This is a genomic window from Pantoea sp. sgz302252 (assembly GCF_047713085.1).
In the GTDB taxonomy this organism is placed as follows: Bacteria; Pseudomonadota; Gammaproteobacteria; order Enterobacterales; family Enterobacteriaceae; genus Scandinavium.
On the sequence record NZ_JBLFJW010000026.1, the window covers coordinates 64639 to 86065 of the forward strand.

The 21427-nt window shown below is 52.3% G+C and carries 22 protein-coding genes and 1 other annotated feature; of the genes, 13 read left to right on the top strand and 9 right to left on the bottom strand.

Annotated features, from left to right (window positions below; all coding sequences use genetic code 11):
• Window positions 1-71 precede the first annotated feature (71 nt).
• Complete coding sequence (gene recN / locus ACLW56_RS18325) at window positions 72-1733, bottom strand: DNA repair protein RecN (protein WP_330985164.1); 1662 nt, start codon at window positions 1731-1733, stop codon at window positions 72-74.
• Window positions 1734-1818: 85 nt separating this feature from the next.
• The gene (nadK, locus tag ACLW56_RS18330; protein ID WP_330985165.1) at window positions 1819-2697 is read right to left on the bottom strand and encodes an NAD(+) kinase; all 879 of its coding nucleotides are present in this window, start codon (window positions 2695-2697) and stop codon (window positions 1819-1821) included.
• Between the two features lie 121 nt (window positions 2698-2818).
• Between nadK and grpE the strand changes: the two genes are divergently transcribed.
• On the top strand, window positions 2819-3412 hold the full coding sequence (gene grpE / locus ACLW56_RS18335) for a nucleotide exchange factor GrpE (RefSeq protein ID WP_330985166.1): 594 nt from the start codon (window positions 2819-2821) through the stop codon (window positions 3410-3412).
• Between the two features lie 42 nt (window positions 3413-3454).
• On the opposite strand, the gene ACLW56_RS18340 is transcribed toward grpE, so the two are convergent.
• The gene (locus tag ACLW56_RS18340) at window positions 3455-4741 is read right to left on the bottom strand and encodes an HlyC/CorC family transporter (RefSeq protein ID WP_330985167.1); all 1287 of its coding nucleotides are present in this window, start codon (window positions 4739-4741) and stop codon (window positions 3455-3457) included.
• Between the two features lie 18 nt (window positions 4742-4759).
• On the bottom strand, window positions 4760-5551 hold the full coding sequence (locus ACLW56_RS18345) for an inner membrane protein YpjD (RefSeq protein ID WP_330985168.1): 792 nt from the start codon (window positions 5549-5551) through the stop codon (window positions 4760-4762).
• A 165-nt stretch (window positions 5552-5716) separates the two neighbouring features.
• Here ACLW56_RS18345 and ffh point away from each other — a divergent pair, with 165 nt between their 5' ends.
• The 5 genes from ffh (at window position 5717) to rplS (ending at window position 9355) form a co-directional block, all read left to right on the top strand.
• Complete coding sequence (ffh, locus tag ACLW56_RS18350) at window positions 5717-7078, top strand: signal recognition particle protein (RefSeq protein WP_330985169.1); 1362 nt, start codon at window positions 5717-5719, stop codon at window positions 7076-7078.
• A 261-nt stretch (window positions 7079-7339) separates the two neighbouring features.
• A complete protein-coding gene (gene rpsP / locus ACLW56_RS18355) occupies window positions 7340-7588 on the top strand; it encodes a 30S ribosomal protein S16 (protein ID WP_022649067.1) in 249 nt (82 codons plus the stop codon).
• 18 nt (window positions 7589-7606) lie between these two features.
• On the top strand, window positions 7607-8155 hold the full coding sequence (gene rimM, locus ACLW56_RS18360) for a ribosome maturation factor RimM (protein WP_330985170.1): 549 nt from the start codon (window positions 7607-7609) through the stop codon (window positions 8153-8155).
• A 44-nt stretch (window positions 8156-8199) separates the two neighbouring features.
• Window positions 8200-8967: a tRNA (guanosine(37)-N1)-methyltransferase TrmD gene (gene trmD / locus ACLW56_RS18365; RefSeq protein ID WP_330985171.1), complete on the top strand. Its 768-nt coding sequence runs from the start codon at window positions 8200-8202 to the stop codon at window positions 8965-8967.
• A 40-nt stretch (window positions 8968-9007) separates the two neighbouring features.
• Complete coding sequence (gene rplS, locus ACLW56_RS18370) at window positions 9008-9355, top strand: 50S ribosomal protein L19 (RefSeq protein WP_006178051.1); 348 nt, start codon at window positions 9008-9010, stop codon at window positions 9353-9355.
• Window positions 9356-9457: 102 nt separating this feature from the next.
• Here rplS and ACLW56_RS18375 read toward each other — a convergent pair whose 3' ends face one another.
• Entirely contained in the window at window positions 9458-9832 is a 375-nt protein-coding gene (locus ACLW56_RS18375) for a DUF2799 domain-containing protein (RefSeq protein ID WP_330985172.1), read from the bottom strand.
• 216 nt (window positions 9833-10048) lie between these two features.
• Between ACLW56_RS18375 and aroF the strand changes: the two genes are divergently transcribed.
• The 3 genes from aroF (at window position 10049) to ACLW56_RS18390 (ending at window position 13187) form a co-directional block, all read left to right on the top strand.
• Entirely contained in the window at window positions 10049-11119 is a 1071-nt protein-coding gene (aroF, locus tag ACLW56_RS18380; protein ID WP_330985173.1) for a 3-deoxy-7-phosphoheptulonate synthase AroF, read from the top strand.
• Between the two features lie 9 nt (window positions 11120-11128).
• Entirely contained in the window at window positions 11129-12250 is a 1122-nt protein-coding gene (gene tyrA / locus ACLW56_RS18385) for a bifunctional chorismate mutase/prephenate dehydrogenase (RefSeq protein WP_330985174.1), read from the top strand.
• Window positions 12251-12314: 64 nt separating this feature from the next.
• On the top strand, window positions 12315-13187 hold the full coding sequence (locus tag ACLW56_RS18390) for an SMP-30/gluconolactonase/LRE family protein (protein WP_330985175.1): 873 nt from the start codon (window positions 12315-12317) through the stop codon (window positions 13185-13187).
• Here ACLW56_RS18390 and pheA read toward each other — a convergent pair.
• The 4 genes from pheA to bamD all read right to left on the bottom strand — a co-directional run bounded on the left by pheA (window position 13184) and on the right by bamD (window position 16131).
• Window positions 13184-14344: a bifunctional chorismate mutase/prephenate dehydratase gene (gene pheA, locus ACLW56_RS18395; RefSeq protein ID WP_330985176.1), complete on the bottom strand. Its 1161-nt coding sequence runs from the start codon at window positions 14342-14344 to the stop codon at window positions 13184-13186. The two genes, ACLW56_RS18390 and pheA, sit on opposite strands and share 4 nt — an antisense overlap.
• Window positions 14345-14366: 22 nt before the next feature.
• Window positions 14367-14492, bottom strand: a sequence feature (Phe leader region).
• Entirely contained in the window at window positions 14444-14491 is a 48-nt protein-coding gene (pheL, locus tag ACLW56_RS18400) for a pheA operon leader peptide PheL (protein WP_110512077.1), read from the bottom strand. (Overlaps the previous feature by 48 nt.)
• A gap of 280 nt (window positions 14493-14772) precedes the next feature.
• Window positions 14773-15114 carry a ribosome-associated translation inhibitor RaiA gene (gene raiA, locus ACLW56_RS18405; RefSeq protein ID WP_330985177.1) on the bottom strand — a complete coding sequence of 114 codons (342 nt, stop codon included), beginning with the start codon at window positions 15112-15114 and terminating at the stop codon, window positions 14773-14775.
• 273 nt (window positions 15115-15387) lie between these two features.
• Window positions 15388-16131, bottom strand: a complete 744-nt coding sequence (bamD, locus tag ACLW56_RS18410; protein WP_330985178.1) for an outer membrane protein assembly factor BamD — start codon at window positions 16129-16131, stop codon at window positions 15388-15390.
• A gap of 131 nt (window positions 16132-16262) precedes the next feature.
• Between bamD and rluD the strand changes: the two genes are divergently transcribed.
• The 4 genes from rluD (at window position 16263) to tnpA (ending at window position 21319) form a co-directional block, all read left to right on the top strand.
• Window positions 16263-17243, top strand: coding sequence for a 23S rRNA pseudouridine(1911/1915/1917) synthase RluD (gene rluD, locus ACLW56_RS18415; protein WP_330985179.1), 981 nt, complete (start codon window positions 16263-16265; stop codon window positions 17241-17243).
• The gene (yfiH, locus tag ACLW56_RS18420; protein ID WP_330985180.1) at window positions 17240-17971 is read left to right on the top strand and encodes a purine nucleoside phosphorylase YfiH; all 732 of its coding nucleotides are present in this window, start codon (window positions 17240-17242) and stop codon (window positions 17969-17971) included. The genes rluD and yfiH overlap by 4 nt, the downstream gene beginning before the upstream one ends.
• A gap of 128 nt (window positions 17972-18099) precedes the next feature.
• A complete protein-coding gene (clpB, locus tag ACLW56_RS18425; protein WP_330985181.1) occupies window positions 18100-20673 on the top strand; it encodes an ATP-dependent chaperone ClpB in 2574 nt (857 codons plus the stop codon).
• 187 nt (window positions 20674-20860) lie between these two features.
• Window positions 20861-21319: an IS200/IS605 family transposase gene (gene tnpA, locus ACLW56_RS18430; protein WP_330981770.1), complete on the top strand. Its 459-nt coding sequence runs from the start codon at window positions 20861-20863 to the stop codon at window positions 21317-21319.
• Window positions 21320-21427 lie beyond the last annotated feature (108 nt).

The window sequence follows — 21427 nt, forward strand, 5'->3', positions numbered from 1 at the left end:
ATTAAAACCTTGTCGTCTGGTCTGTTGGCGTTTTTTTGTTGTGAACTGAGACTCTCAGATTGCGAAAAAGTTTATGCCGCCAGCAACTCTTTGGCGTTTGCCAGCGTGTTACGGGTGACTTCACTCCCGCCGAGCAGGCGCGCCAGTTCTTGCAAGCGGGCGCGTTTATCCAGCGGTTGCATATGGGTTTCAGTCATTTCGCCGTCGGTTTCTTTGCTGACATAGAAGTGATGATGACCACAGCCCGCCACTTGCGGCAAATGTGTGACGCACATGACCTGTGTCGAATCGCCCAATTGGCGCAGCAATTTACCCACCACCGCAGCGGTTGGCCCGCTGATCCCAACATCGACCTCATCGAAAATCAGCGCCGGGGTTTCCATTTTCTGTGCCGTAATCACCTGAATGGCAAGCGCGATACGTGACAATTCACCGCCGGAAGCCACTTTGGCAATAGGCTGTAACGGCTGGCCTGGGTTAGTGGTGACGCGAAACTCAATGCGATCGGCCCCTTCGGCAGTGAGGTGGTTCTCCTCGAATTTCACTTCAATGGTGAACTTGCCGTGTGGCATGGAAAGCAGATGCATGCTTTCCGTGATAAGCCCGGCCAGCTCAGCGGCGCTGGCCATGCGTACGGTATGCAGTTGCTGCGCGGTTTCCAGTGCCTGCTGATGATGTTTATTCACTGCGAGGCTCAGCGTTTCCAGTGAGTCGGCCTGATCGTTAAGCTGCTGTTGTTCATCCAGCAGAGATTGATGGAATGCGGGCAATTCTTCAGGGCTAACGTGGTGCTTACGCGCCAGCGCTATCTGACGCGAGATGCGCTGTTCGAGCTCGAACAGACGGTTCGGGTCGAGATCTAATCTGTCGCAGTAGTGACGGAGCTCGTCGCTGGCTTCACTGAGCTGAATAGCGGCTTCTTCCAGCATCTCCAGAACACCTGAAAGTTTGCTGTCCATGCCGGTTAACTCGGTCACCATTTGACGGGCACTGTAGAGCTGGCTTTGCAGGTTGGCATCTTCGCCATCGGCCAGCAGATTCAGCGCCTGTTGGCTGGTGCTCAGCAGTTGGCCGCTGTTTGCAAGGCGCTTGTACTCTTCATCTATCTGTTCAAATTCGCCTGCCTGAGGCTGGAATTCATTCAGTTCTTTAAGCTGGTATTGCAGGAGTTCTGCACGCGCGGCGCGTTCGTGACTCTGTTGTTGATGCTGCGCCAGATCACGGCAGCTTTGATGCCATTGACGGTAGTGTTCGGCCATGCGCTGAGTGAGCACGTACTCACCGGTATAGCCATCAAGCAGGGTTTTTTGCTGCTCAGGTTTGACAAGCTGCTGGTGGGCATGCTGGCCATGGATTTGGATCAGCAACTGACCCAGCTCGCGCAATTGCGATAGCGGCACGGCAGTGCCGTTAATAAAGCCACGGGAACGGCCATCGCTGCTGATTACCCGGCGAAGTAAACACTCACGCCCGTCTTCAAGCTGATTGGCTTCCAGCCAGCGCAGTGCGGCAGGGGTGTCTTTCAGGGCGAAGCGGGCGCAGAGATCGGCCCGGTTAGCGCCTGCTCGAACCATGTCGCCTTCCGCGCGGCCACCCAGGCACAACCCGAGGGCATCTATCGCAATGGATTTACCGGCCCCGGTTTCCCCAGTGATGGCCGTCATACCGCTATGAAAATCGATTTCAAGTTCGCGTACGATTGCAAAATTGCTGATGGTCAGTTGTGCCAACATAGCCGTCTTCCTGTATGAAAAACCATAACTGTGATTTAATACAGTATAAACTGGTTTTTTATACAGTAAAGAGGCGAATCCGAAATCAGAACAATTTTTTTGACCAGCCGAGCTTTGAGCTCAACGTGTTGAAATAGTTGTAGTCTTTAGGATGGATTAAGTTGAGATGGTAGTCGCAGCGACGAATCAGCACATCTTCGCCTTCCTGAATAGGCAGGGCAATTTGGCTGTCGCAGCTGATTTCCAGGTCATTGCGTGGATGAGCAAAGCGCAGGCGGATGGTACTGCTGCTGTTGATGACCAACGGGCGTGCCGTGAGAGTATGCGGGAACATGGGCACCAGTGTTATCGCATCTAAAGATGGTGTCAGAATGGGGCCGCCAGCAGAAAGCGAATAGGCTGTGGAGCCTGTCGGCGTGGAGATAATCAAGCCATCTGAACGCTGTGAGAATGCAAATACTTCATCGATATACACTTCGAATTCAATCATGTGCGCCACTTTGCCGGGATGAAGCACTACTTCGTTGATGGCGGTGCTGATGCGTTTTTGGCAGTCATGCTGGCAAACCTGGGCTTCAAGCAGAAAGCGCTTCTCGGTGATATAGTGGCCTTCAAGGACATCTGCCAGCTGCTGTTGAGCGTTATCCGGGTCGAGATCGGTCAGGAAGCCAAGATTGCCACGGTTAATGCCGATGACTTTAATGTCATAGCGCGCCAGCGTTCGTGCGGCGCCTAGCATGTTGCCGTCGCCGCCGACAACGACCGCCAGATCGGCCTGCTGGCCAATTTCCGCCAGTGTCCCGGTCGCGACGTTTTTCAGCTGCAGCTCGCGGGCAATTTGTTGCTCGACAATGACATCGTAGCCTTTGGTACACAGCCAGCGATACAGCATTTCATGTGTAGTGAGCGCGGTCGGATGGCGGGGATGGCCGACAATACCGATACACTTGAAATGATTATTCATTTTCTGGAGGTCCTTGTGCCGAATGAATGATGACAATGTGTCTGCTTCCCTTGAATCCCGCAGCGCGATCCCCATAATAAGCGAAGTCAGCGAGTGATTACCAAAAAACGCGGAGAAATTCATGAGTAGTAAAGAACAGAAAACGCCTGAGGGGCAAGCCCCGGAAGAAATTATCACGGACCAGCATGATGAAGTCGAGGCCGTAGAGTCTGATACTTCTGCTGAGCAGGTGGATCCGCGCGATGAGAAAATTGCGAATCTGGAAGCTCAGTTAGAGGAAGTGCAGACGCGTGAGCGCGATGGTGTGCTGCGTGTTAAAGCCGAGATGGAAAACCTGCGTCGTCGTACCGAGCAGGACGTTGAAAAGGCGCACAAGTTTGCCCTTGAGAAGTTCGTCAATGACCTGCTGCCGGTTATCGATAGCCTTGACCGCGCGCTGGAAGTGGCTGATAAAGCCAATCCAGAGATGGCGCCAATGGTGGAAGGTATCGAACTGACGCTGAAATCCATGCTCGACGTGGTGCGTAAGTACGGTGTGGAAGTGGTCGGCGACATTAACGTGCCAATGGACCCGAACGTTCACCAGGCGATTGCGATGGTTGAATCGGAAGAGGTTGCTGCGGGTAACGTGCTGATGGTGATGCAGAAGGGTTATACCCTGAACGGGCGTACCCTTCGCGCGGCGATGGTTTCCGTCGCGAAAGCGAAGGCATAAGCCTCGTCTTTTCCTCTCCCCGCCCGGGGAGAGGAACGCAGTTTATTCAGAAGCACTTTCCCGAATTGATTTCACCGGCACCACTTTCACCTGCTTAATCATGTTGTCCTGAACGTCGAGAATATCGATATCGAACTGGTTGATGCGCACGCGTGTGCCAATGGCCGGGATTTCTTCCAGCGCTTCCAGAATCACGCCGTTGATGGTGCGGGCTTCATCTTCCGGAAAATGCCAGTTGAAGGCTTTGTTCAGTTCACGCACGTTGGCGGTACCGTCAATAATGACAGATCCGTCGTTTTGCGGTGTGACTTCTTCCGCCAGTGAAGGTGACATCGAGGTGGTGAAATCACCGACTATCTCTTCCAGAATATCTTCAACGGTAACCAGGCCCTGGATATCGCCGTATTCATCGACGACCAGACCGGCTTTCTTTTTATTGCGCTGGAATTTGACCAGTTGGGTGCTGAGTGGCGTGCCTTCAGGCACGTAATAGATTTCATCCGCGGCGCGCAGCAGGATCTCTTTGGTAAACTCTTTTTTCTCGGTCATCAGGCGATAAGCTTCGCGCACGCGCAGCATGCTGATGGCATCGTCGAGCGAGTCTCTGTAGAGCACAATTCGCCCGTGCGGCGAGTGGGTGAGCTGACGAACGATGGACTTCCAGTCGTCGTTAATATCAATGCCGACGATTTCGTTTCGCGGCACCATGATGTCGTCAACGCTGACTTTTTCCAGATCCAGCACCGACAGCAGCATATCCTGATTGCGGCGAGAGATTTGCGAGCGCGACTCGTTCACAATTGTGCGCAGCTCGTCTTTGCTGAGCGCGGCGCTGATCGACGTTTCGGTTTTGATGCCCATCATCCGCATCAGAATGCGGGTAATGGTGTTGAGCAACCACACCAGCGGCATCATCAGCACTTGCAACGGGACTAACAGAAAACTACTGGGATAAGCCACTTTTTCCGGGTACAGCGCGGCGATAGTTTTTGGCAGGACTTCCGCAAAGACCAGCACCACGAACGTCAGAACGCCGGTCGCGATAGCCACACCAGCATCGCCGTACAAACGCATCCCAACAATGGTGCCCAGCGCGGAGGCAAGAATATTGACGAGGTTGTTGCCAATCAGCACGAGGCTAATCAGGCGGTCTGGCTTACGCAGCAGTTTTTCGACACGTTTGGCCGCGCTGTTGCCCTGTTTTGCCATATGACGCAGCTTGTAGCGGTTGAGCGTCATCATCCCGGTTTCCGAACCAGAGAAGTAGGCAGAAATAAAAACCATGACGACAAGCGTGATGATGAGCGTCGTGGTTGAGATATGTTCCAACGGAGATTCCTTTAAGTCTTAGCTGACAAACTGCTGCAGAACGCGGCTGCCAAAGTAGGCCAGCGTTAACAATCCTGCACCCGCGACGTTAAACCACACCACGCGGCGTCCTCGCCAGCCTTCATGATAATGACCCCATAACAACACGATATAGACAAACCACGCGATGATGGAAAGGACCGCTTTATCGATATTTTCCACACTGAACAGGTTGTGCAGATAAAACAAACCGGTACACAGGGTCAAAGTGAGCAGAACAACGCCGACCTGCGTGATGTGAAACATCTTGCGCTCAATGCTCATCAGCGGCGGCATTTCGCTGCTGAAGGCCAGCTTTTTGTGCTTAAGTTGATAATCAATCCATGCCAGTTGCAGGGCATACAAGGCTGCAATGATTAATGTCGCGTAAGCAAACAGCGACAGGCCAATATGCACCATCATGCCTGGAGTCGCTTCCAGATGCGTGATGAACTCGTTGGGCATAAACGTCGCGAAGGCGAGGTTAATCAGCGCAAACGTGTAGACGATAGGCAGAAGCAGCCAGCCGCGATTGCGGGACGCCACAATGGTCATCACCGTACAAATCATCAGGCTGACAAGCGAACCGACGTTCAACAGGCTGAGGTTTTGTCCGTTCTCACCGCCTGGCAAAATTCTTGCTTCCAGCGCAAAGGCGTGACACACCAGCGCAATCACCGCAGAAAGTATAGCCATGCGCCGCCAGCCGCTGTTTTTTTGCAGCAGGGCAGGGATGATCAGCGCGAGGCTGATGGAATAGGCGACGAGCGCGAGCAGTGCAAAAACAGGCATAGAGATGTTGTTGTCGGCATGGTTGAAAGAGAAGCAGTATAACGTCACGCGACGTATGCTCCAACCGTTGCATCACAACTCGGGGTGTGTCGTGTTATACTCCGGCAAAATTCTGTGACTGTGTCGCGAGCTGCGACCGAACGTTTCCACCTCAGGCGAGAGACAATGTTTGATAATTTAACCGATCGTTTGTCGCGTACGCTGCGCAACATCAGCGGCCGCGGACGCCTTACCGAAGACAATATTAAAGACACGCTGCGCGAAGTGCGCATGGCGTTGCTCGAAGCCGACGTGGCGCTGCCAGTCGTGCGTGAATTCATCAACCGCGTGAAAGAGCGCGCGGTGGGTCATGAAGTCAACAAGAGCCTGACCCCGGGTCAGGAGTTCGTCAAAATCGTTCGTAACGAACTGGTTTCGGCGATGGGCGAAGAGAACCAGGTGCTCAACCTCGCCGCTCAGCCGCCAGCCGTGGTGCTGATGGCGGGCCTGCAAGGTGCCGGTAAAACGACCAGCGTCGGTAAACTGGGTAAGTTCCTGCGTGAAAAGCACAAGAAAAAAGTGCTGGTTGTCTCCGCGGACGTTTACCGTCCGGCAGCAATCAAACAGCTGGAAACATTGGCTGAGCAGGTTGGCGTGGATTTCTTCCCGTCCGACGTTGCGCAGAAGCCAGTGGATATCGTTAACGCGGCGCTGAAAGAAGCGAAGCTGAAGTTCTACGACGTACTGCTGGTGGATACCGCCGGTCGTTTGCACGTCGACGAAGCGATGATGGACGAAATCAAACAGGTCCATGCGTCTATCAATCCGGTAGAAACCCTGTTCGTCGTCGATGCGATGACCGGTCAGGATGCCGCGAATACCGCGAAAGCCTTTAACGAAGCACTGCCGCTGACGGGTGTTGTACTGACCAAAGTGGACGGTGACGCCCGCGGTGGTGCTGCGCTGTCGATTCGCCATATCACCGGTAAGCCGATTAAATTCCTCGGCGTCGGCGAGAAAACCGAAGCGCTGGAGCCGTTCCACCCGGACCGTATTGCCTCCCGTATCCTTGGTATGGGTGACGTCCTTTCGCTTATCGAAGATATCGAAAGCAAAGTTGACCGCGCACAGGCTGAGAAGCTGGCGAATAAGCTTAAGAAAGGCGATGGTTTCGACCTGACCGATTTCCTTGAGCAACTGCGTCAGATGAAAAACATGGGCGGAATGGCAAGCCTGATGGGCAAGCTGCCTGGCATGGGCCAGATTCCGGACAACGTTAAAGCACAGATGGACGACAAAGTGCTGGTGCGTATGGAGGCGATTATCAACTCCATGACCCTGAAAGAACGCGCCAACCCGGACATCATCAAAGGTTCCCGCAAACGCCGTATCGCCGCAGGTTGTGGCATGCAGGTGCAGGACGTTAACCGCCTTCTGAAACAGTTCGACGACATGCAGCGCATGATGAAGAAAATGAAGAAGGGCGGCATGGCGAAGATGATGCGCGGTATGAAAGGCATGATGCCGCCGGGCTTTCCGGGCCGTTAATTCGCTTTAGAGATTCATGTGACTGACAAAGAAGGAAAAAACGTGGTTTTTCCTTCTTTGCCGAAAGCAGCCGAAAATCAATGAATTGATTTTCCTTATTTTTATTTGGTGGTATTTGCTCGTTTTTTGGTCTGAATGAGGTTTGCCGTCAGTCTGAGATTGCTTTTTGCGCCGAAATGAGTAAAATTTTCGGGCTTTTAATATGACACCGGGCTCCGTCCCTCGATGGGGCCCGGTGTTTTATTCACACAAGAGGATGTTATGGTAACTATTCGTTTAGCACGTCACGGCGCAAAAAAGCGTCCGTTCTACCAGGTTGTCGTTACTGATAGCCGTAATGCACGCAACGGTCGCTTCATCGAGCGCGTTGGTTTCTTCAACCCACTGGCTAGCGGTGCAGAAGAAGAAACTCGCCTGGATCTGGATCGTATCGCTCACTGGGTTGGCCAGGGCGCTACTGTTTCCGATCGCGTTGCTACGCTTATCAAAGCAGCAAACAAAGCAGCTTAATCTGTCACGGTGGTCATGATGAGCAAGCAACTCACCGCGAAAGCCCCAGCCGATCCTATCGTGGTTGGTAAAATGGGTTCTTCCTACGGTATTCGTGGTTGGCTCAGAGTGTTTTCCTCCACCGAAGACGCCGAAAGCATTTTTGACTATCAGCCCTGGTTAATCCAGAAGGCGGGTCAGTGGCAAGAAGTCGAGCTGGAAAGCTGGCGTCACCACAATCAGGATCTGATCATCAAGCTGAAAGGCATTGAAGATCGGGATGCCGCGAATCTGCTGACCAATTGTGAAATTGTCGTGGATTCCTCGCAGTTGCCGGCGCTGGATGATGGCACGTATTACTGGAAAGACCTTATGGGCTGCCAGGTCGTGACCACTGAAGGCTATGATCTCGGTAAAGTCATCGACATGATGGAAACCGGGTCAAATGACGTTCTCGTCATTAAAGCAAACTTGAAAGATGCGTTTGGTATCAAGGAGCGGTTGGTTCCGTTCCTCGATGGGCAGGTTATCAAGAAAGTCGATCTCACTACTCAAACCATTGAAGTAGATTGGGATCCTGGTTTTTAAGACCTCCGGATTACCGGTAAAAGACGACATGATGGGGAAGGCTTGTGTTTATTGGTGTCGTTAGCCTGTTTCCAGAAATGTTTCGCGCGATTACCGACTACGGGGTAACTGGCCGGGCAGTAAAAAATGGCCTGCTGAACATCCAGAGCTGGAGTCCTCGTGATTTCGCTCATGACCGGCACCGTACCGTGGACGATCGTCCTTACGGTGGCGGACCGGGGATGTTAATGATGGTGCAACCCTTACGGGATGCCATTCATGCAGCAAAAGCCGCGGCAGGTGAAGGCGCAAAGGTGATTTATCTTTCACCTCAGGGACGCAAGCTTGATCAAGCAGGCGTCAGCGAACTGGCAACGAGTCAAAAATTGATTCTGGTGTGCGGTCGCTATGAAGGGATAGATGAGCGCGTGATTCAAACCGAGATTGACGAAGAATGGTCTATCGGCGATTACGTTCTCAGCGGTGGTGAGTTACCAGCAATGACGCTGATTGACTCCGTTTCCCGGTTCATTCCGGGGGTACTGGGCCATGAAGCTTCAGCAACGGAAGATTCCTTTGCTGATGGATTGCTGGACTGTCCACACTACACCCGCCCTGAAGTGTTAGAAGGGATGGATGTCCCGGCAGTGTTACTGTCAGGCAACCATGCTGAGATACGTCGCTGGCGTCTGAAGCAGTCGCTGGGCCGGACCTGGCTTAGAAGACCTGAACTTCTGGAAAACCTGGCTCTGACTGAAGAGCAAGCAAGGTTGCTGGCGGAGTTCCAACGGGAACACGCACAACAGCAACATAAACATGATGGTGAGGCGTAAGCCCCCAATTATCAGTTTACCCAGGATAAGAGATTAAATTATGAGCAACATTATTAAGCAAATTGAACAAGAGCAGATGAAGCAGGACGTACCTTCCTTCCGTCCAGGTGATACCGTGGAAGTGAAAGTATGGGTTGTTGAAGGTTCCAAAAAACGTCTGCAGGCATTCGAGGGCGTGGTTATCGCTATTCGTAACCGCGGTCTGCACTCTGCATTCACTGTTCGTAAAATTTCCAACGGCGAAGGTGTTGAGCGTGTCTTCCAGACTCACTCTCCAGTTGTAGACAGCATTGCTGTTAAACGCCGTGGTGCCGTTCGTAAAGCTAAACTGTACTACCTGCGTGAGCGTACTGGTAAGTCTGCTCGTATCAAAGAGCGTCTTAACTAAGATCTCGCTAACGCGACATCCAGATAAAAAGGGCTGGCCGAAAGGCTGGCCCTTTTTTTATGTCTGACCAGTTACTTCGTGATGGGCTGCCAGTGTTTAACCTCAACGCAGTAACGTCGATTGTGCGCCTTCTTTCATGCCTTTATCCCAGGCTTCTCGTAATTCTTTGGCGTTGGTTTTACTGTCACACCCTTCTGGATAAATCTTCCCGGAAACCCCCCAGCCGTACAACAGATGTGCCTGACAGATATCTTCGAGGCCGACAGCATAACCCTTAAGATACAGTGGACGATTGACCTTCGGATCGTCCAAATCGTTGGCAAGCCTATCATCGCTGCGGGGTTTGACGCCCGTTCGCCCGTCATCGATGCCCTCGCCATACCAGTCGGTTGCGCCTTTGGGCATATCGGCGTAAGGATCGAGTTTGCAGCCACTTAACAGAAGGAGTAACAGAGCGCACAGAAAGGGTTTCATCATGACCTCCGAATCAATGCTTTCAGCATAGCGTAGCCGCTGGGCATCGCGAGTGGAATGTTTTGTTTACGACTTTGCGTAAGGAAAATGCCATTTAAATGCCATCTGTAAATTAAAATTTACGGATTATGGATTGAAATCTTTACCGCGTGTGATATCGTTAACCCATCCTCAGTGAGGAACCCAATTATCGCAAACGAGCTATACAGGATCGCCATCATGCAAAAAGACGCGCTGAACAACGTACATATCTCCGACGAACACGTTCTGATCACCCCTGAAGTGCTGAAAGCGGAGTTCCCGCTGACCGCCGCTCAGGAAGCCCAGATTGCCGATTCTCGTCAGACCCTTTCCAATATCATTGCTGGCCGCGACCCGCGCCTGCTGGTGGTATGCGGGCCGTGTTCCATTCACGATCCGGAAGCGGCGATTGAATACGCTCGTCGATTTAAAGCTCTTGCCGCAGAGGTCAGCGATAGCCTCTACCTGGTGATGCGCGTCTATTTTGAAAAACCACGCACCACGGTAGGCTGGAAGGGGCTTATCAACGATCCGCACATGGATGGCTCGTTTGATGTGGAAGGCGGTCTGAAAATTGCGCGTCGTTTACTGGTTGAGCTGGTCAGCATGGGCCTCCCGCTGGCGACCGAAGCGCTCGATCCGAACAGTCCGCAGTACCTGGGTGATCTGTTCAGCTGGTCTGCAATTGGCGCACGTACTACTGAATCCCAGACTCACCGCGAGATGGCGTCTGGTCTCTCAATGCCGGTTGGCTTTAAAAACGGCACCGACGGTAGTCTGGCGACGGCCATCAACGCCATGCGTGCTGCAGCGATGCCGCATCGCTTTGTCGGGATCAACCAGGCTGGTCAGGTTTGCTTGCTGCAAACTCAGGGTAACCCGGATGGTCACGTGATCCTGCGCGGTGGTAAAGCGCCAAACTACAGCCCGGCAGACGTTGCGCAGTGCGAAAAAGAGATGGAACAGGCAGGACTGAAACCGGCTCTGATGGTAGATTGCAGTCATGGTAACTCCAATAAAGACTACCGTCGTCAGCCTGCCGTGGCAGAATCCGTGGTGGCACAAATTAAAGACGGTAATCGTTCCATTATTGGTCTGATGATTGAAAGTAACATCCATGAAGGTAATCAGTCTTCCGAACAACCACGTTGCGACATGAAGTACGGCGTGTCGGTCACTGATGCCTGCATTAGCTGGGAAACGACGGACGCCCTGCTGCGTGAACTGGACAAAGATTTACGTGGTCAGCTTGCGGCTCGTCTGGCGTAAGAGGAATTTATGGTTGCTGAACTGACCGCACTGCGCGATCAAATCGATGAAGTAGACAAGGCGCTGCTGGGATTACTGGCGCGCCGTCTGGAGCTGGTGGCTGAAGTTGGGGAAGTCAAAAGTAAGTACGGCTTGCCCATTTATGTGCCTGAGCGTGAGGCATCCATGCTGGCCTCACGCCGCCAGGACGCGGCCGCGATGGGGGTTCCGCCTGATCTGATTGAAGATGTGCTTCGTCGTGTGATGCGCGAGTCCTACTCCAGCGAAAATGACAAAGGCTTCAAAACCCTTTACCCGCAGCTGCGCCCGGTGGTGATTGTTGGCGGCGGTGGTCAGATGGGGCGTCTGTTCGAGAAGATGCTGACGCTGTCCGGCTATCAGGTTCGCATTCTTGAGAAAGAAGACTGGGCGCGAGCCGAAGATCTGGTGGCCGATGCGGGTATGGTCATTGTCAGTGTGCCGATTCATATGACCGCGCAGATCATCGAGAAACTGCCAAAGCTGCCAGCTGACTGTATTCTGGTGGATTTAGCCTCCGTGAAAGAGGTGCCTTTACAGGCCATGCTGGCGGTGCATAATGGGCCGGTTTTAGGTTTGCACCCCATGTTTGGACCGGACAGTGGCAGTCTTGCGAAGCAGGTTGTGGTTTATTGTGATGGCCGGCAGCCGGAAGCCTACCAGTGGTTCCTGGAGCAAATTCAGGTTTGGGGGGCGCGTTTGCATCGCACCAGTGCCGTTGAACACGACCAGAATATGGCGCTCATTCAGGCGTTGCGCCACTTTGCCACTTTCGCGTATGGCTTGCATCTGGCGGAAGAGAACGTTCAGCTTGAGCAACTGCTGGCGCTGTCATCACCGATTTACCGTCTTGAACTGGCGATGGTGGGTCGCCTGTTTGCGCAGGATCCGCAGCTCTACGCCGATATTATTATGTCTTCGCCGAGTAACATTCAGCTGATCAAGCGTTACTACAAACGTTTTGGTGAGGCGATTGGCCTGCTGGAACAAGGGGATAAACAAGCCTTTATCGATAGCTTCCGTAAGGTTGAGCACTGGTTTGGGGATTACGCCCAGCGTTTCCAAAGCGAAAGCCGGACGCTGCTACGCCAGGCCAACGACAGTCGGCAATAAAAAAACTGTTTATACTCAAAAGCCAGAGGGGGAACCCGCTGGCTTTTTTTATAGGGAAACGATCATGGCACAGCCAGAAGTGTTGTTTGATTACACCGGTCATCTGCCGGAATGCCCCACCTGGAGTGAGTCCGAACAGGCGCTCTATTGGGCCGATATCCTCGAGTATGAAATTCACCGTTACGATCTGCGAAGCGGCGACCATCAGGTTCTGCAATTTCCTGAAGAAGTTGGCTGTTTTGCGCTGCGAGAAAACGGGGGCTTTATCGTGGCGTTGCGCAGCGCCATCTGGTTAAGCGATAAGCATGGTCTGCTGGTTCGCAAAATTTGCGATAATCCAGGCAATCCCCAACTGGCGCGTTTCAATGACGGCGGAACCGATCGTGATGGGCGTTTCTACGCGGGAACGTTTTGGGGGCCTGGCGATTATAACGGTGCATTATTGGTGCGGGTCGATAATCAACTGAAACCGAAAGTTATCCAGTGCGATATTCACGGAGCAAATGGCCTGGCGTTTAGTGCCGATAAAAAATGGATGTACACCTCGGATACGCCGAACGGGGTTATCTATCGCACGCCGCTGGACGAGCAAGGCGAGCCGGGTAAACGAGAAGTTTTCCATCAGTTTTCAGCCGGAGAAGGCATTCCGGATGGTGCTGCGGTAGATGAAGAAGGCTGTTACTGGAGTGCTATGTTTGATGGCTGGCGCGTTGTGCGTTTTTCGCCTGAGGGCAAAATACTTGAAGAGCACCGTTTGCCGGTGCGCTGCCCGACGATGGTCTGCTTTGGCGGGGAAGAGATGAAAACGTTGTTCATCACCACCACTCGCGAAAATATGAGCGCGGAAGAGGTGAAACACTCTCCGTTATCAGGTGCCATCTTCACCCTGCCAGTCAGCGTGGCAGGAATGAAGAAATTGCCTTTTGTGGGGGCTTAAGCCGGGTCGACCGGCACCACATTTTCACCTGGATAGCAGCCAAGCACCTTCATGGAGCGGGTGATTTCACCCAGCTCTTTCAATGCTTTTTGCATTGTGTCCGATTCCAGATTCGCCTGGATATCCAGATAAAACATCTCTTCCCACGGGTTGCCATAAATCGGGCGGGATTCGAGTTTGGTCATGATCAGATTGTGATTTCGCAATACCAGCAGGGCTTCTACCAGCGCACCGGCTTGCTGGCCCGTTGCCATCAGCAGCGTGGTTTTGGCAGGAACCTGATCGGAAACATCAATTGCTTTGCGAGCCAGCACGATGAAGCGGGTAATGTTTTGCGTCTGGTTAGCCAGGTTGCGTTCAAGCACTTGTAAACCATACAAGCCGCCACCGGCTTCGCTGCCCAGTGCGGCAACGTGAGGGGAGTTAGCTTCGGCCACTTTCTCCATCGCTGCAGAGGTGCTCTCGGTGTACTCGATTTTCCAGTGCGGATAGCGGTTGAGGAACTGGCTGCACTGCTGGAAAGGTTGCGGGTGGCTGTATACCGTTTCAATGTTATCCAGATCCGTCGAACCCGAAACCAGAACGCAGTGATCAATCGGGATCGTCATTTCACCCACGATAGACAGACTGGTGTGCTGGAGCAGATCGTAGACATCGTTAATGGCACCAGAGCTGGTGTTTTCAATCGGCACGACCGCGTAATCAGCTTGCCCGGTTTCAACCTGATTAAAGATATCAGCGAACTTAGCGCAACCGCTTTCAATAAATTGCTCGAAATGACGCGCGGCATACTGACGCGCAGCAAGGTGCGAGTAAGAACCTTTTGGACCGAGGAAGGCGACGCGGGCTGAGTGTGGATTTATTTTATTCAGATGCTGTTGCAACAGTGCCTGCTGGGTGAGAACTGAATCCTCGATGATCAGCTGGAACAGACGAGTAATGTAATGTGCGTCAAGGTGATGAGTCTTCCCTAGGGTGATCAGACGTTCAAGCAGATCGCGCTCTCTGTCGATATCACGTACAGGACGGTGTGACAGGAGTTTGGCTTTGCCTACTTCTACCGCTAGCCCACGGCGTTCTGCCAGCAGAGAAAGCAATTTTTCATCCAGTGCGCTTATCTTATCGCGCAGAGCCAGTAACGGGTTTTCCGCAGTCATAATGTCGCCTTTCTTGTTATCAATAAAAAAGGCCCCCCGGTGTGGGAGGCCTTATTGTTCGTCTTCGCATTCTTTATCACACGACGAAACGCCTCCCATTCAGGGGAAGGTAAAAAAGAATGCGAAGAAGAACGGAACAATTTTCATCAGGGTTTCCTTGAGACAGTGTAGTTAAAGTAACCGTACTGTTTTCATGCTGTCAACCGCAAAAGCGGCCGGACACAAAAAACGCGCCCGGAGGCGCGCTAAGACAGATGACAAGCTTTGTATCATCGCGAAGCAGCATAGGGCATCGGATAGAAAACGGGAAAATCAATTTATTGATTTTCGGCTGATAACCACAGCGAAGGAAAAACCACGCTTTTTCCTTCGTTGTTAAACGAAAAAACGCGCCCGGAGGCGCGTTGGATTAACACAGATGTTAAGGATTACTCTTGTTCAACTTGTTCAACGAAGTTGACGTCTTTCACCGATGCGTTGGCGCGACGTGCTTCCCCTTTGTGTTGCACTTTATTGAGCTGCCTTTCCAGCTTGTTGATCAATTCGTTAATGGCAGTGTACATATCATCGTGACGAGCGCTGGCAACCAGATGTCCGTTCGGGGTATTCATGGTCGCATCGGCAACAAAACCCTGTGGCTCTTTGGACAGAATGATATGGGGATTAATCAGTTGAGTTTGCCATTTTTCAAGTTTGGCGAGACGGTCTGTGACATGCTGGCGGATAGCCGGAGTAATTTCCATTTGTTTACTGGTAATGTTCATTGTCATAAATTTTACCTCTTGTCTTTCCCGTCTTGGTGATTCCAGCATACCTGTCCCAATGTCAAAAAGCGTGATGCAAATCACGTATTTTTGTCACTTTTTGTCAACTCATGCATTTTGTGAGACAGGACAGGAACAGGGGATTTTTTACTTGAGGAAGTGGCAAAATAGAGCCATAGTTGATGAGATGCGTCAGCGCTAAACCGCTTCAGCTTAATACTGAATTGCATAAAAAAACGGCAACCCACTGGGCTGCCGTTTTTTTATCAACAGAGCACATTACCCGCTGGTTTTGCTTCCGTTGGCGGCAATGATTTTTGCCACTTTATCCGCTTGCGCGTTCATCTGCATTTCGCGGTAAGCTTTTTCCATCTTCGGCAGCGCATCACGAGTCGCTTGCGTATCCGGGAAGTCACGCAGCATGCCTTCTGTGCGGTTCACTACGGCGACCCATGCACCACGGTCAGTGTAATAATCCACGACCGATAGCTCATACTTCGCCAGGCGATCTTTCAGGAACACCATACGTTTGTAGGCATCGGACGAATACTGGCTCTGCGGATAACCACGTACCAGCTTAGTGAAGTCGTTGAACGCATCGCGAGCATGCTGCGGATCGCGGTCTGAACGATCAACGCCAAAGAAGCCTTGCAGTGCACTGTCATCCAGCGCCATGTTGGTCAGGCCACGCATATAGATGACGTAGTCGATGTTTGGATGGGTCGGGTTCAGACGCATAAAACGATCGATAGCAGCCTGAGCAAGCGGCAGATCGGCATTTTTGTAATACGCATAAATCAGATCCAACTGCACCTGCTGAGAGTACGGGCCAAATGGATAGCGGTTATCCAACGCTTCCAGTTGCGTTATCGCCTGTTTCCAGTTACCGTCCTGCAACTTTTGTTGAGCAGTCGCGTAGATTTCATTTGGCGGGCTATCAGGCACCTCTTCCTTTGAGCCGGAGCAACCCGCCAAAGCCAGGCTCAGTGTGGCAAGGGCCACCAGGTATTTCATGCGCGTCATGACGTTTTGACTTTCCTCAGAATGTTTATGCGGGAGATTATCATTCCTGCTCCCGATTAAGACCAGCTACAATAGCACACTATATTATACGGCGAAGCCGTAAAACCCAACGTTAAACGAAGAAGCTGTCTATGGCACAACTTGTACAACTCACCGCAACGGTATCCGAAAAACAACTCGGTCAACGCTTAGATCAGGCTTTGGCCGAAATGTTCCCGGATTATTCACGTTCGCGCATAAAAGAATGGATTCTTGACCAGCGAGTGCTGGTTAACGGTGTTATCTGCGACAAGCCGAAAGAGAAAGTGTTGGGTGGGGAAAGCGTCGCCATCAATGCTGAAATCGAAGAAGAAGCTCGTTTTGAGCCGCAGGATATCCCGCTCAATATCGTGTATGAAGATGACGACATCCTCGTTATCAACAAGCCGCGCGATTTGGTTGTGCATCCTGGCGCGGGTAACCCGGATGGCACCATTTTGAATGCGCTGCTCCACTATTATCCTCCGATTGTGGACGTTCCTCGCGCAGGTATCGTGCATCGTCTGGATAAGGACACCACAGGTTTGATGGTGGTGGCGAAAACCGTTCCCGCACAGACTCGCCTGGTAGAAGCCCTGCAACTGCGTGAAATAACGCGTGAGTATGAGGCGGTAGCAATTGGTCACATGACTGCAGGCGGGACGGTTGAAGAACCGATCAGCCGTCATCCGACCAAACGTACGCACATGTCCGTTCACCCGATGGGTAAACCGGCGGTAACGCACTATCGCATCATGGAACATTTCCGTATTCACACGCGTTTACGTCTGCGTCTGGAAACAGGCCGCACGCACCAAATCCGTGTGCATATGGCGCATATCACGCATCCGCTGGTGGGCGATCAGCTGTATGGTGGGCGTCCACGTCCACCGAAAGGGGCCTCCGAAGCGTTCATCACCGAGCTGCGCAAATTTGACCGTCAGGCCCTTCACGCCATCATGCTTCGTCTGTATCACCCGATTACCGGGATCCAGATGGAATGGCATGCACCTATCCCACAGGATATGGTCGACTTGATTGCCGCGATGCGTGCGGATTTCGAAGAACATAAGGATGATGTTGCCTGGTTATGACCAAGATTATCACTCCTCAGTGGCCGATGCCTGAGAGCGTCGGGGCGTGCAGTTCAACGCGGGTAGGCGGTGTCAGCCTGCCGCCTTACGATTCTCTCAATCTCGGCGCCCATTGTGGGGATAACCTGGAACAGGTAGAGGAAAATCGCCGTCGCTTTTATGAAGCGGCAGCGTTTCCATCACGCCCAGTCTGGCTTGAGCAGGTTCACGGCAACGCCGTGTTGACCCTGACAGGCGGCGAGTACGAATCGAAACGTGCAGACGCCTCTTACAGCAACAAACCAGGACTCGTTTGCGCCGTGATGACAGCGGACTGCCTTCCCGTGCTGTTCTGTAATCAAGCTGGAACAGAAGTTGCCGCCGCTCATGCAGGCTGGCGCGGCCTTTGCGATGGCGTTCTGGAAGCGACAGTCGGCCATTTTCAGGATAAGCCAGAAAACATTCTGGCCTGGCTTGGGCCGGCCATTGGCCCCACGGCTTTTGAAGTGGGCGGCGAAGTTCGCGAAGCGTTTATAGCTAAAGATCCTAAAGCGGACTTCGCTTTTCGTCCTGCGGGCGAAAAATACTATGCTGATATCTATCAACTGGCACGCCAGTGTCTGGCAAATCTCGGCGTTCAGCAGGTTTTCGGCGGCGATCGCTGCACACTAAGCGAAAAGGATGATTTTTTCTCTTATCGACGCGATCGGACGACAGGTCGTATGGCAAGTTTCATTTGGCTGATATAACCTAAAGAATCAAGACGATCCAGAAGGCTGGCTTATTTTTCATAAACTCCAGGTCTTTAACCTTGAATAATTGAGGGATGACCTCATTTAATCTCCAGTAGCAAATTTGACCTGTTATGGGAGGAGTTATGCGTCTGGATCGTCTTACTAATAAATTCCAGCTTGCTCTCGCCGATGCCCAGTCTCTCGCACTCGGGCACGACAACCAATTCATCGAACCTCTTCATCTCATGAGCGCACTTCTGAATCAGGAAGGCGGTTCGGTACGTCCATTATTAACCTCTGCTGGCGTTAACGCCGGACAGCTCCGCACGGCCATCGATCAGGCATTGAGCCGTTTACCCCAGGTTGAGGGCACCGGTGGCGATGTGCAGCCTTCGCAGGATTTGGTGCGGGTGCTCAACCTTTGCGACAAGCTGGCGCAAAAGAGAGGGGATAACTTTATCTCGTCAGAATTGTTTGTTCTGGCGGTGCTTGAATCACGCGGCACGCTGACCGACCTGTTGAAAACCGCCGGAGCCACGACCGCGAATGTGACCCAGGCGACTGAACAAATGCGCGGAGGTGAAAGCGTGAACGATCAGGGAGCCGAAGACCAACGTCAGGCTTTGAAAAAATACACACTCGATCTGACTGAGCGCGCCGAGCAAGGCAAGCTCGATCCGGTGATTGGCCGTGATGAAGAAATTCGTCGCACCATTCAGGTACTTCAGCGTCGAACCAAAAATAACCCGGTATTGATTGGTGAACCGGGCGTGGGTAAAACGGCCATTGTTGAAGGTCTTGCCCAACGTATCGTGAATGGTGAAGTGCCTGAAGGGCTGAAAGGTCGCCGCGTACTGGCGCTGGATATGGGCGCGTTGGTGGCTGGTGCGAAATATCGTGGTGAATTCGAAGAACGTCTTAAAGGCGTGCTCAACGATCTGGCGAAACAGGAAGGCAACGTCATTCTGTTTATCGACGAACTGCACACGATGGTAGGCGCAGGTAAAGCCGATGGTGCCATGGATGCGGGCAACATGCTGAAGCCTGCACTGGCCCGTGGTGAACTGCACTGCGTGGGCGCAACGACGCTGGATGAATACCGTCAGTACATCGAAAAAGATGCGGCTCTGGAACGTCGCTTCCAGAAGGTGTTTGTCGCAGAGCCTTCTGTGGAAGATACCATCGCTATCCTGCGTGGCCTGAAAGAGCGCTATGAACTGCATCACCATGTGCAGATCACGGACCCGGCTATCGTGGCGGCGGCCACACTGTCGCATCGTTATATTGCGGATCGCCAGTTACCGGACAAAGCCATCGACCTTATTGATGAAGCGGCCTCCAGCATCCGTATGCAGATAGACTCGAAGCCGGAAGAGCTTGACCGTCTGGATCGGCGAATCATTCAGCTCAAGCTGGAACAGCAGGCGCTGAAGAAAGAGTCAGATGAAGCCAGCCTCAAGCGCCTGGATATGCTTAATGAAGAACTGGACGATAAAGAACGTCAGTATTCAGAGCTGGAAGAAGAGTGGAAAGCAGAAAAAGCTTCCCTCTCCGGGACTCAGACCATCAAGGCTGAGCTTGAGGAGGCGAAAATCGCCATCGAACAGGCTCGCCGCGTTGGGGACCTGGCTCGCATGTCTGAACTCCAGTACGGAAAAATCCCCGATCTGGAAAAACAGCTGGCGATAGCCACGCAGTCTGAAGGTAAAACCATGCGTCTGCTGAAAAACCGCGTGACTGACGTGGAGATTGCAGATGTACTGGCGCGCTGGACAGGTATTCCGGTAGCAAGAATGCTGGAAGGTGAACGTGACAAACTGCTGCGTATGGAGCAGGAATTGCACAGTCGGGTAATTGGGCAGAATGAAGCAGTAGAAGCGGTTTCCAACGCTATTCGCCGTAGCCGTGCAGGATTATCCGACCCGAATCGCCCGATTGGTTCATTCCTCTTCCTGGGGCCGACCGGTGTGGGTAAAACAGAGCTGTGTAAGGCGCTGGCTAACTTCATGTTCGACAGTGACGACGCGATGGTGCGTATCGACATGTCAGAATTCATGGAGAAACACTCCGTTTCACGGCTGGTGGGTGCACCTCCGGGATATGTTGGTTATGAAGAAGGTGGCTATCTGACTGAAGCTGTTCGCCGCCGTCCTTATTCGGTGATTCTGCTGGATGAAGTTGAGAAAGCGCATCCTGATGTGTTCAACATTCTGTTGCAGGTGCTGGACGATGGTCGTCTGACAGACGGGCAGGGGAGAACGGTCGATTTCCGTAACACCGTGGTCATCATGACTTCTAACCTGGGTTCCGATTTGATTCAGGAACGTTTCGGCGAACTGGATTACGGCCATATGAAGGATCTGGTGCTTGGCGTGGTAAGCCACAGCTTCCGTCCGGAGTTCATTAACCGTATTGATGAAGTGGTGGTGTTCCATCCGTTGGGTGAGAAACATATCGCCTCCATTGCGAAGATCCAACTGCAGCGTCTCTATCAGCGCCTCGAAGAGCGAGGTTATGACGTCCATATAGAAGATGATGCGTTGGCTCTGTTGAGCGCAAACGGCTATGACCCGGTGTATGGCGCGCGTCCGCTGAAGCGAGCTATCCAGCAACAAATCGAGAACCCTCTGGCACAGCAAATCCTTTCCGGTGAGCTGATTCCGGGGAAAACCGTCAAGCTGATGGTGAAAGACGACCGTATTGTTGCGGTGCAGTAAGTCACAAAACGACAAAAACGGGCCTTTACAGGCTCGTTTTTGTTGTGCACAGAAAACCCCCAGCTAGGCTGGGGGTTCAGTAAAGCTTTCAGCTTTGAGTCGGTTCTAAAAACCCCTTTTGATTTGTTAAAACAGGTTGCGGTCTGGCAACTGCAAACATTCAACAAGAAATCAAAAGGGGGTCCCAATGAGGGACGAAAAGAGCTTAGCGCACACCCGATGGAACTGTAAATATCACATAGTTTTTGCGCCGAAGTACCGAAGACAGGTGTTCTACGGTGAAAAACGCAAAGCGATAGGCAGTATCTTAAGAAAGCTGTGCGAATGGAAAAACGTGAATATTCTTGAAGCGGAATGTTGTGTGGATCACATCCACATGCTTCTGGAGATCCCGCCGAAAATGAGTGTATCGGCTTTTATGGGGTACCTGAAGGGCAAGAGTAGCCTGATGCTTTATGAGCAATTTGGGGATTTGAAGTTCAAATACCGTAACAGGGAGTTTTGGTGCCGAGGGTATTACGTTGATACGGTTGGAAAAAATACGACCAGGATACAGGAATACATAAAGCACCAACTGGAAGAGGATAAAATGGGTGAGCAGTTGTCGATCCCCTATCCGGGTAGCCCGTTTACGGGCCGTAAGTAATCCATAGATGCAAATGTCAGATCGTGATGCGCCTGTTAGGGCGCTGCTGGTGACAGAGCCTTATAGGCGCATATGAAAAACCTCCGGCTATGCCGGAGGATATTTATT

What these genes read in the sequence shown, in the direction of transcription:
- recN (WP_330985164.1), bottom strand. Translation starts at nt 1,733, where the DNA reads ATGTTGGCACAACTGACCATCAGCAATTTTGCAATCGTACGCGAACTT.
- nadK (WP_330985165.1), bottom strand. Translation starts at nt 2,697, where the DNA reads ATGAATAATCATTTCAAGTGTATCGGTATTGTCGGCCATCCCCGCCAT.
- grpE (WP_330985166.1), top strand. Translation starts at nt 2,819, where the DNA reads ATGAGTAGTAAAGAACAGAAAACGCCTGAGGGGCAAGCCCCGGAAGAA.
- ACLW56_RS18345 (WP_330985168.1), bottom strand. Translation starts at nt 5,551, where the DNA reads ATGCCTGTTTTTGCACTGCTCGCGCTCGTCGCCTATTCCATCAGCCTC.
- ffh (WP_330985169.1), top strand. Translation starts at nt 5,717, where the DNA reads ATGTTTGATAATTTAACCGATCGTTTGTCGCGTACGCTGCGCAACATC.
- rpsP (WP_022649067.1), top strand. Translation starts at nt 7,340, where the DNA reads ATGGTAACTATTCGTTTAGCACGTCACGGCGCAAAAAAGCGTCCGTTC.
- rimM (WP_330985170.1), top strand. Translation starts at nt 7,607, where the DNA reads ATGAGCAAGCAACTCACCGCGAAAGCCCCAGCCGATCCTATCGTGGTT.
- rplS (WP_006178051.1), top strand. Translation starts at nt 9,008, where the DNA reads ATGAGCAACATTATTAAGCAAATTGAACAAGAGCAGATGAAGCAGGAC.
- ACLW56_RS18375 (WP_330985172.1), bottom strand. Translation starts at nt 9,832, where the DNA reads ATGATGAAACCCTTTCTGTGCGCTCTGTTACTCCTTCTGTTAAGTGGC.
- aroF (WP_330985173.1), top strand. Translation starts at nt 10,049, where the DNA reads ATGCAAAAAGACGCGCTGAACAACGTACATATCTCCGACGAACACGTT.
- tyrA (WP_330985174.1), top strand. Translation starts at nt 11,129, where the DNA reads ATGGTTGCTGAACTGACCGCACTGCGCGATCAAATCGATGAAGTAGAC.
- ACLW56_RS18390 (WP_330985175.1), top strand. Translation starts at nt 12,315, where the DNA reads ATGGCACAGCCAGAAGTGTTGTTTGATTACACCGGTCATCTGCCGGAA.
- pheA (WP_330985176.1), bottom strand. Translation starts at nt 14,344, where the DNA reads ATGACTGCGGAAAACCCGTTACTGGCTCTGCGCGATAAGATAAGCGCA.
- raiA (WP_330985177.1), bottom strand. Translation starts at nt 15,114, where the DNA reads ATGACAATGAACATTACCAGTAAACAAATGGAAATTACTCCGGCTATC.
- bamD (WP_330985178.1), bottom strand. Translation starts at nt 16,131, where the DNA reads ATGACGCGCATGAAATACCTGGTGGCCCTTGCCACACTGAGCCTGGCT.
- rluD (WP_330985179.1), top strand. Translation starts at nt 16,263, where the DNA reads ATGGCACAACTTGTACAACTCACCGCAACGGTATCCGAAAAACAACTC.
- yfiH (WP_330985180.1), top strand. Translation starts at nt 17,240, where the DNA reads ATGACCAAGATTATCACTCCTCAGTGGCCGATGCCTGAGAGCGTCGGG.
- clpB (WP_330985181.1), top strand. Translation starts at nt 18,100, where the DNA reads ATGCGTCTGGATCGTCTTACTAATAAATTCCAGCTTGCTCTCGCCGAT.
- tnpA (WP_330981770.1), top strand. Translation starts at nt 20,861, where the DNA reads ATGAGGGACGAAAAGAGCTTAGCGCACACCCGATGGAACTGTAAATAT.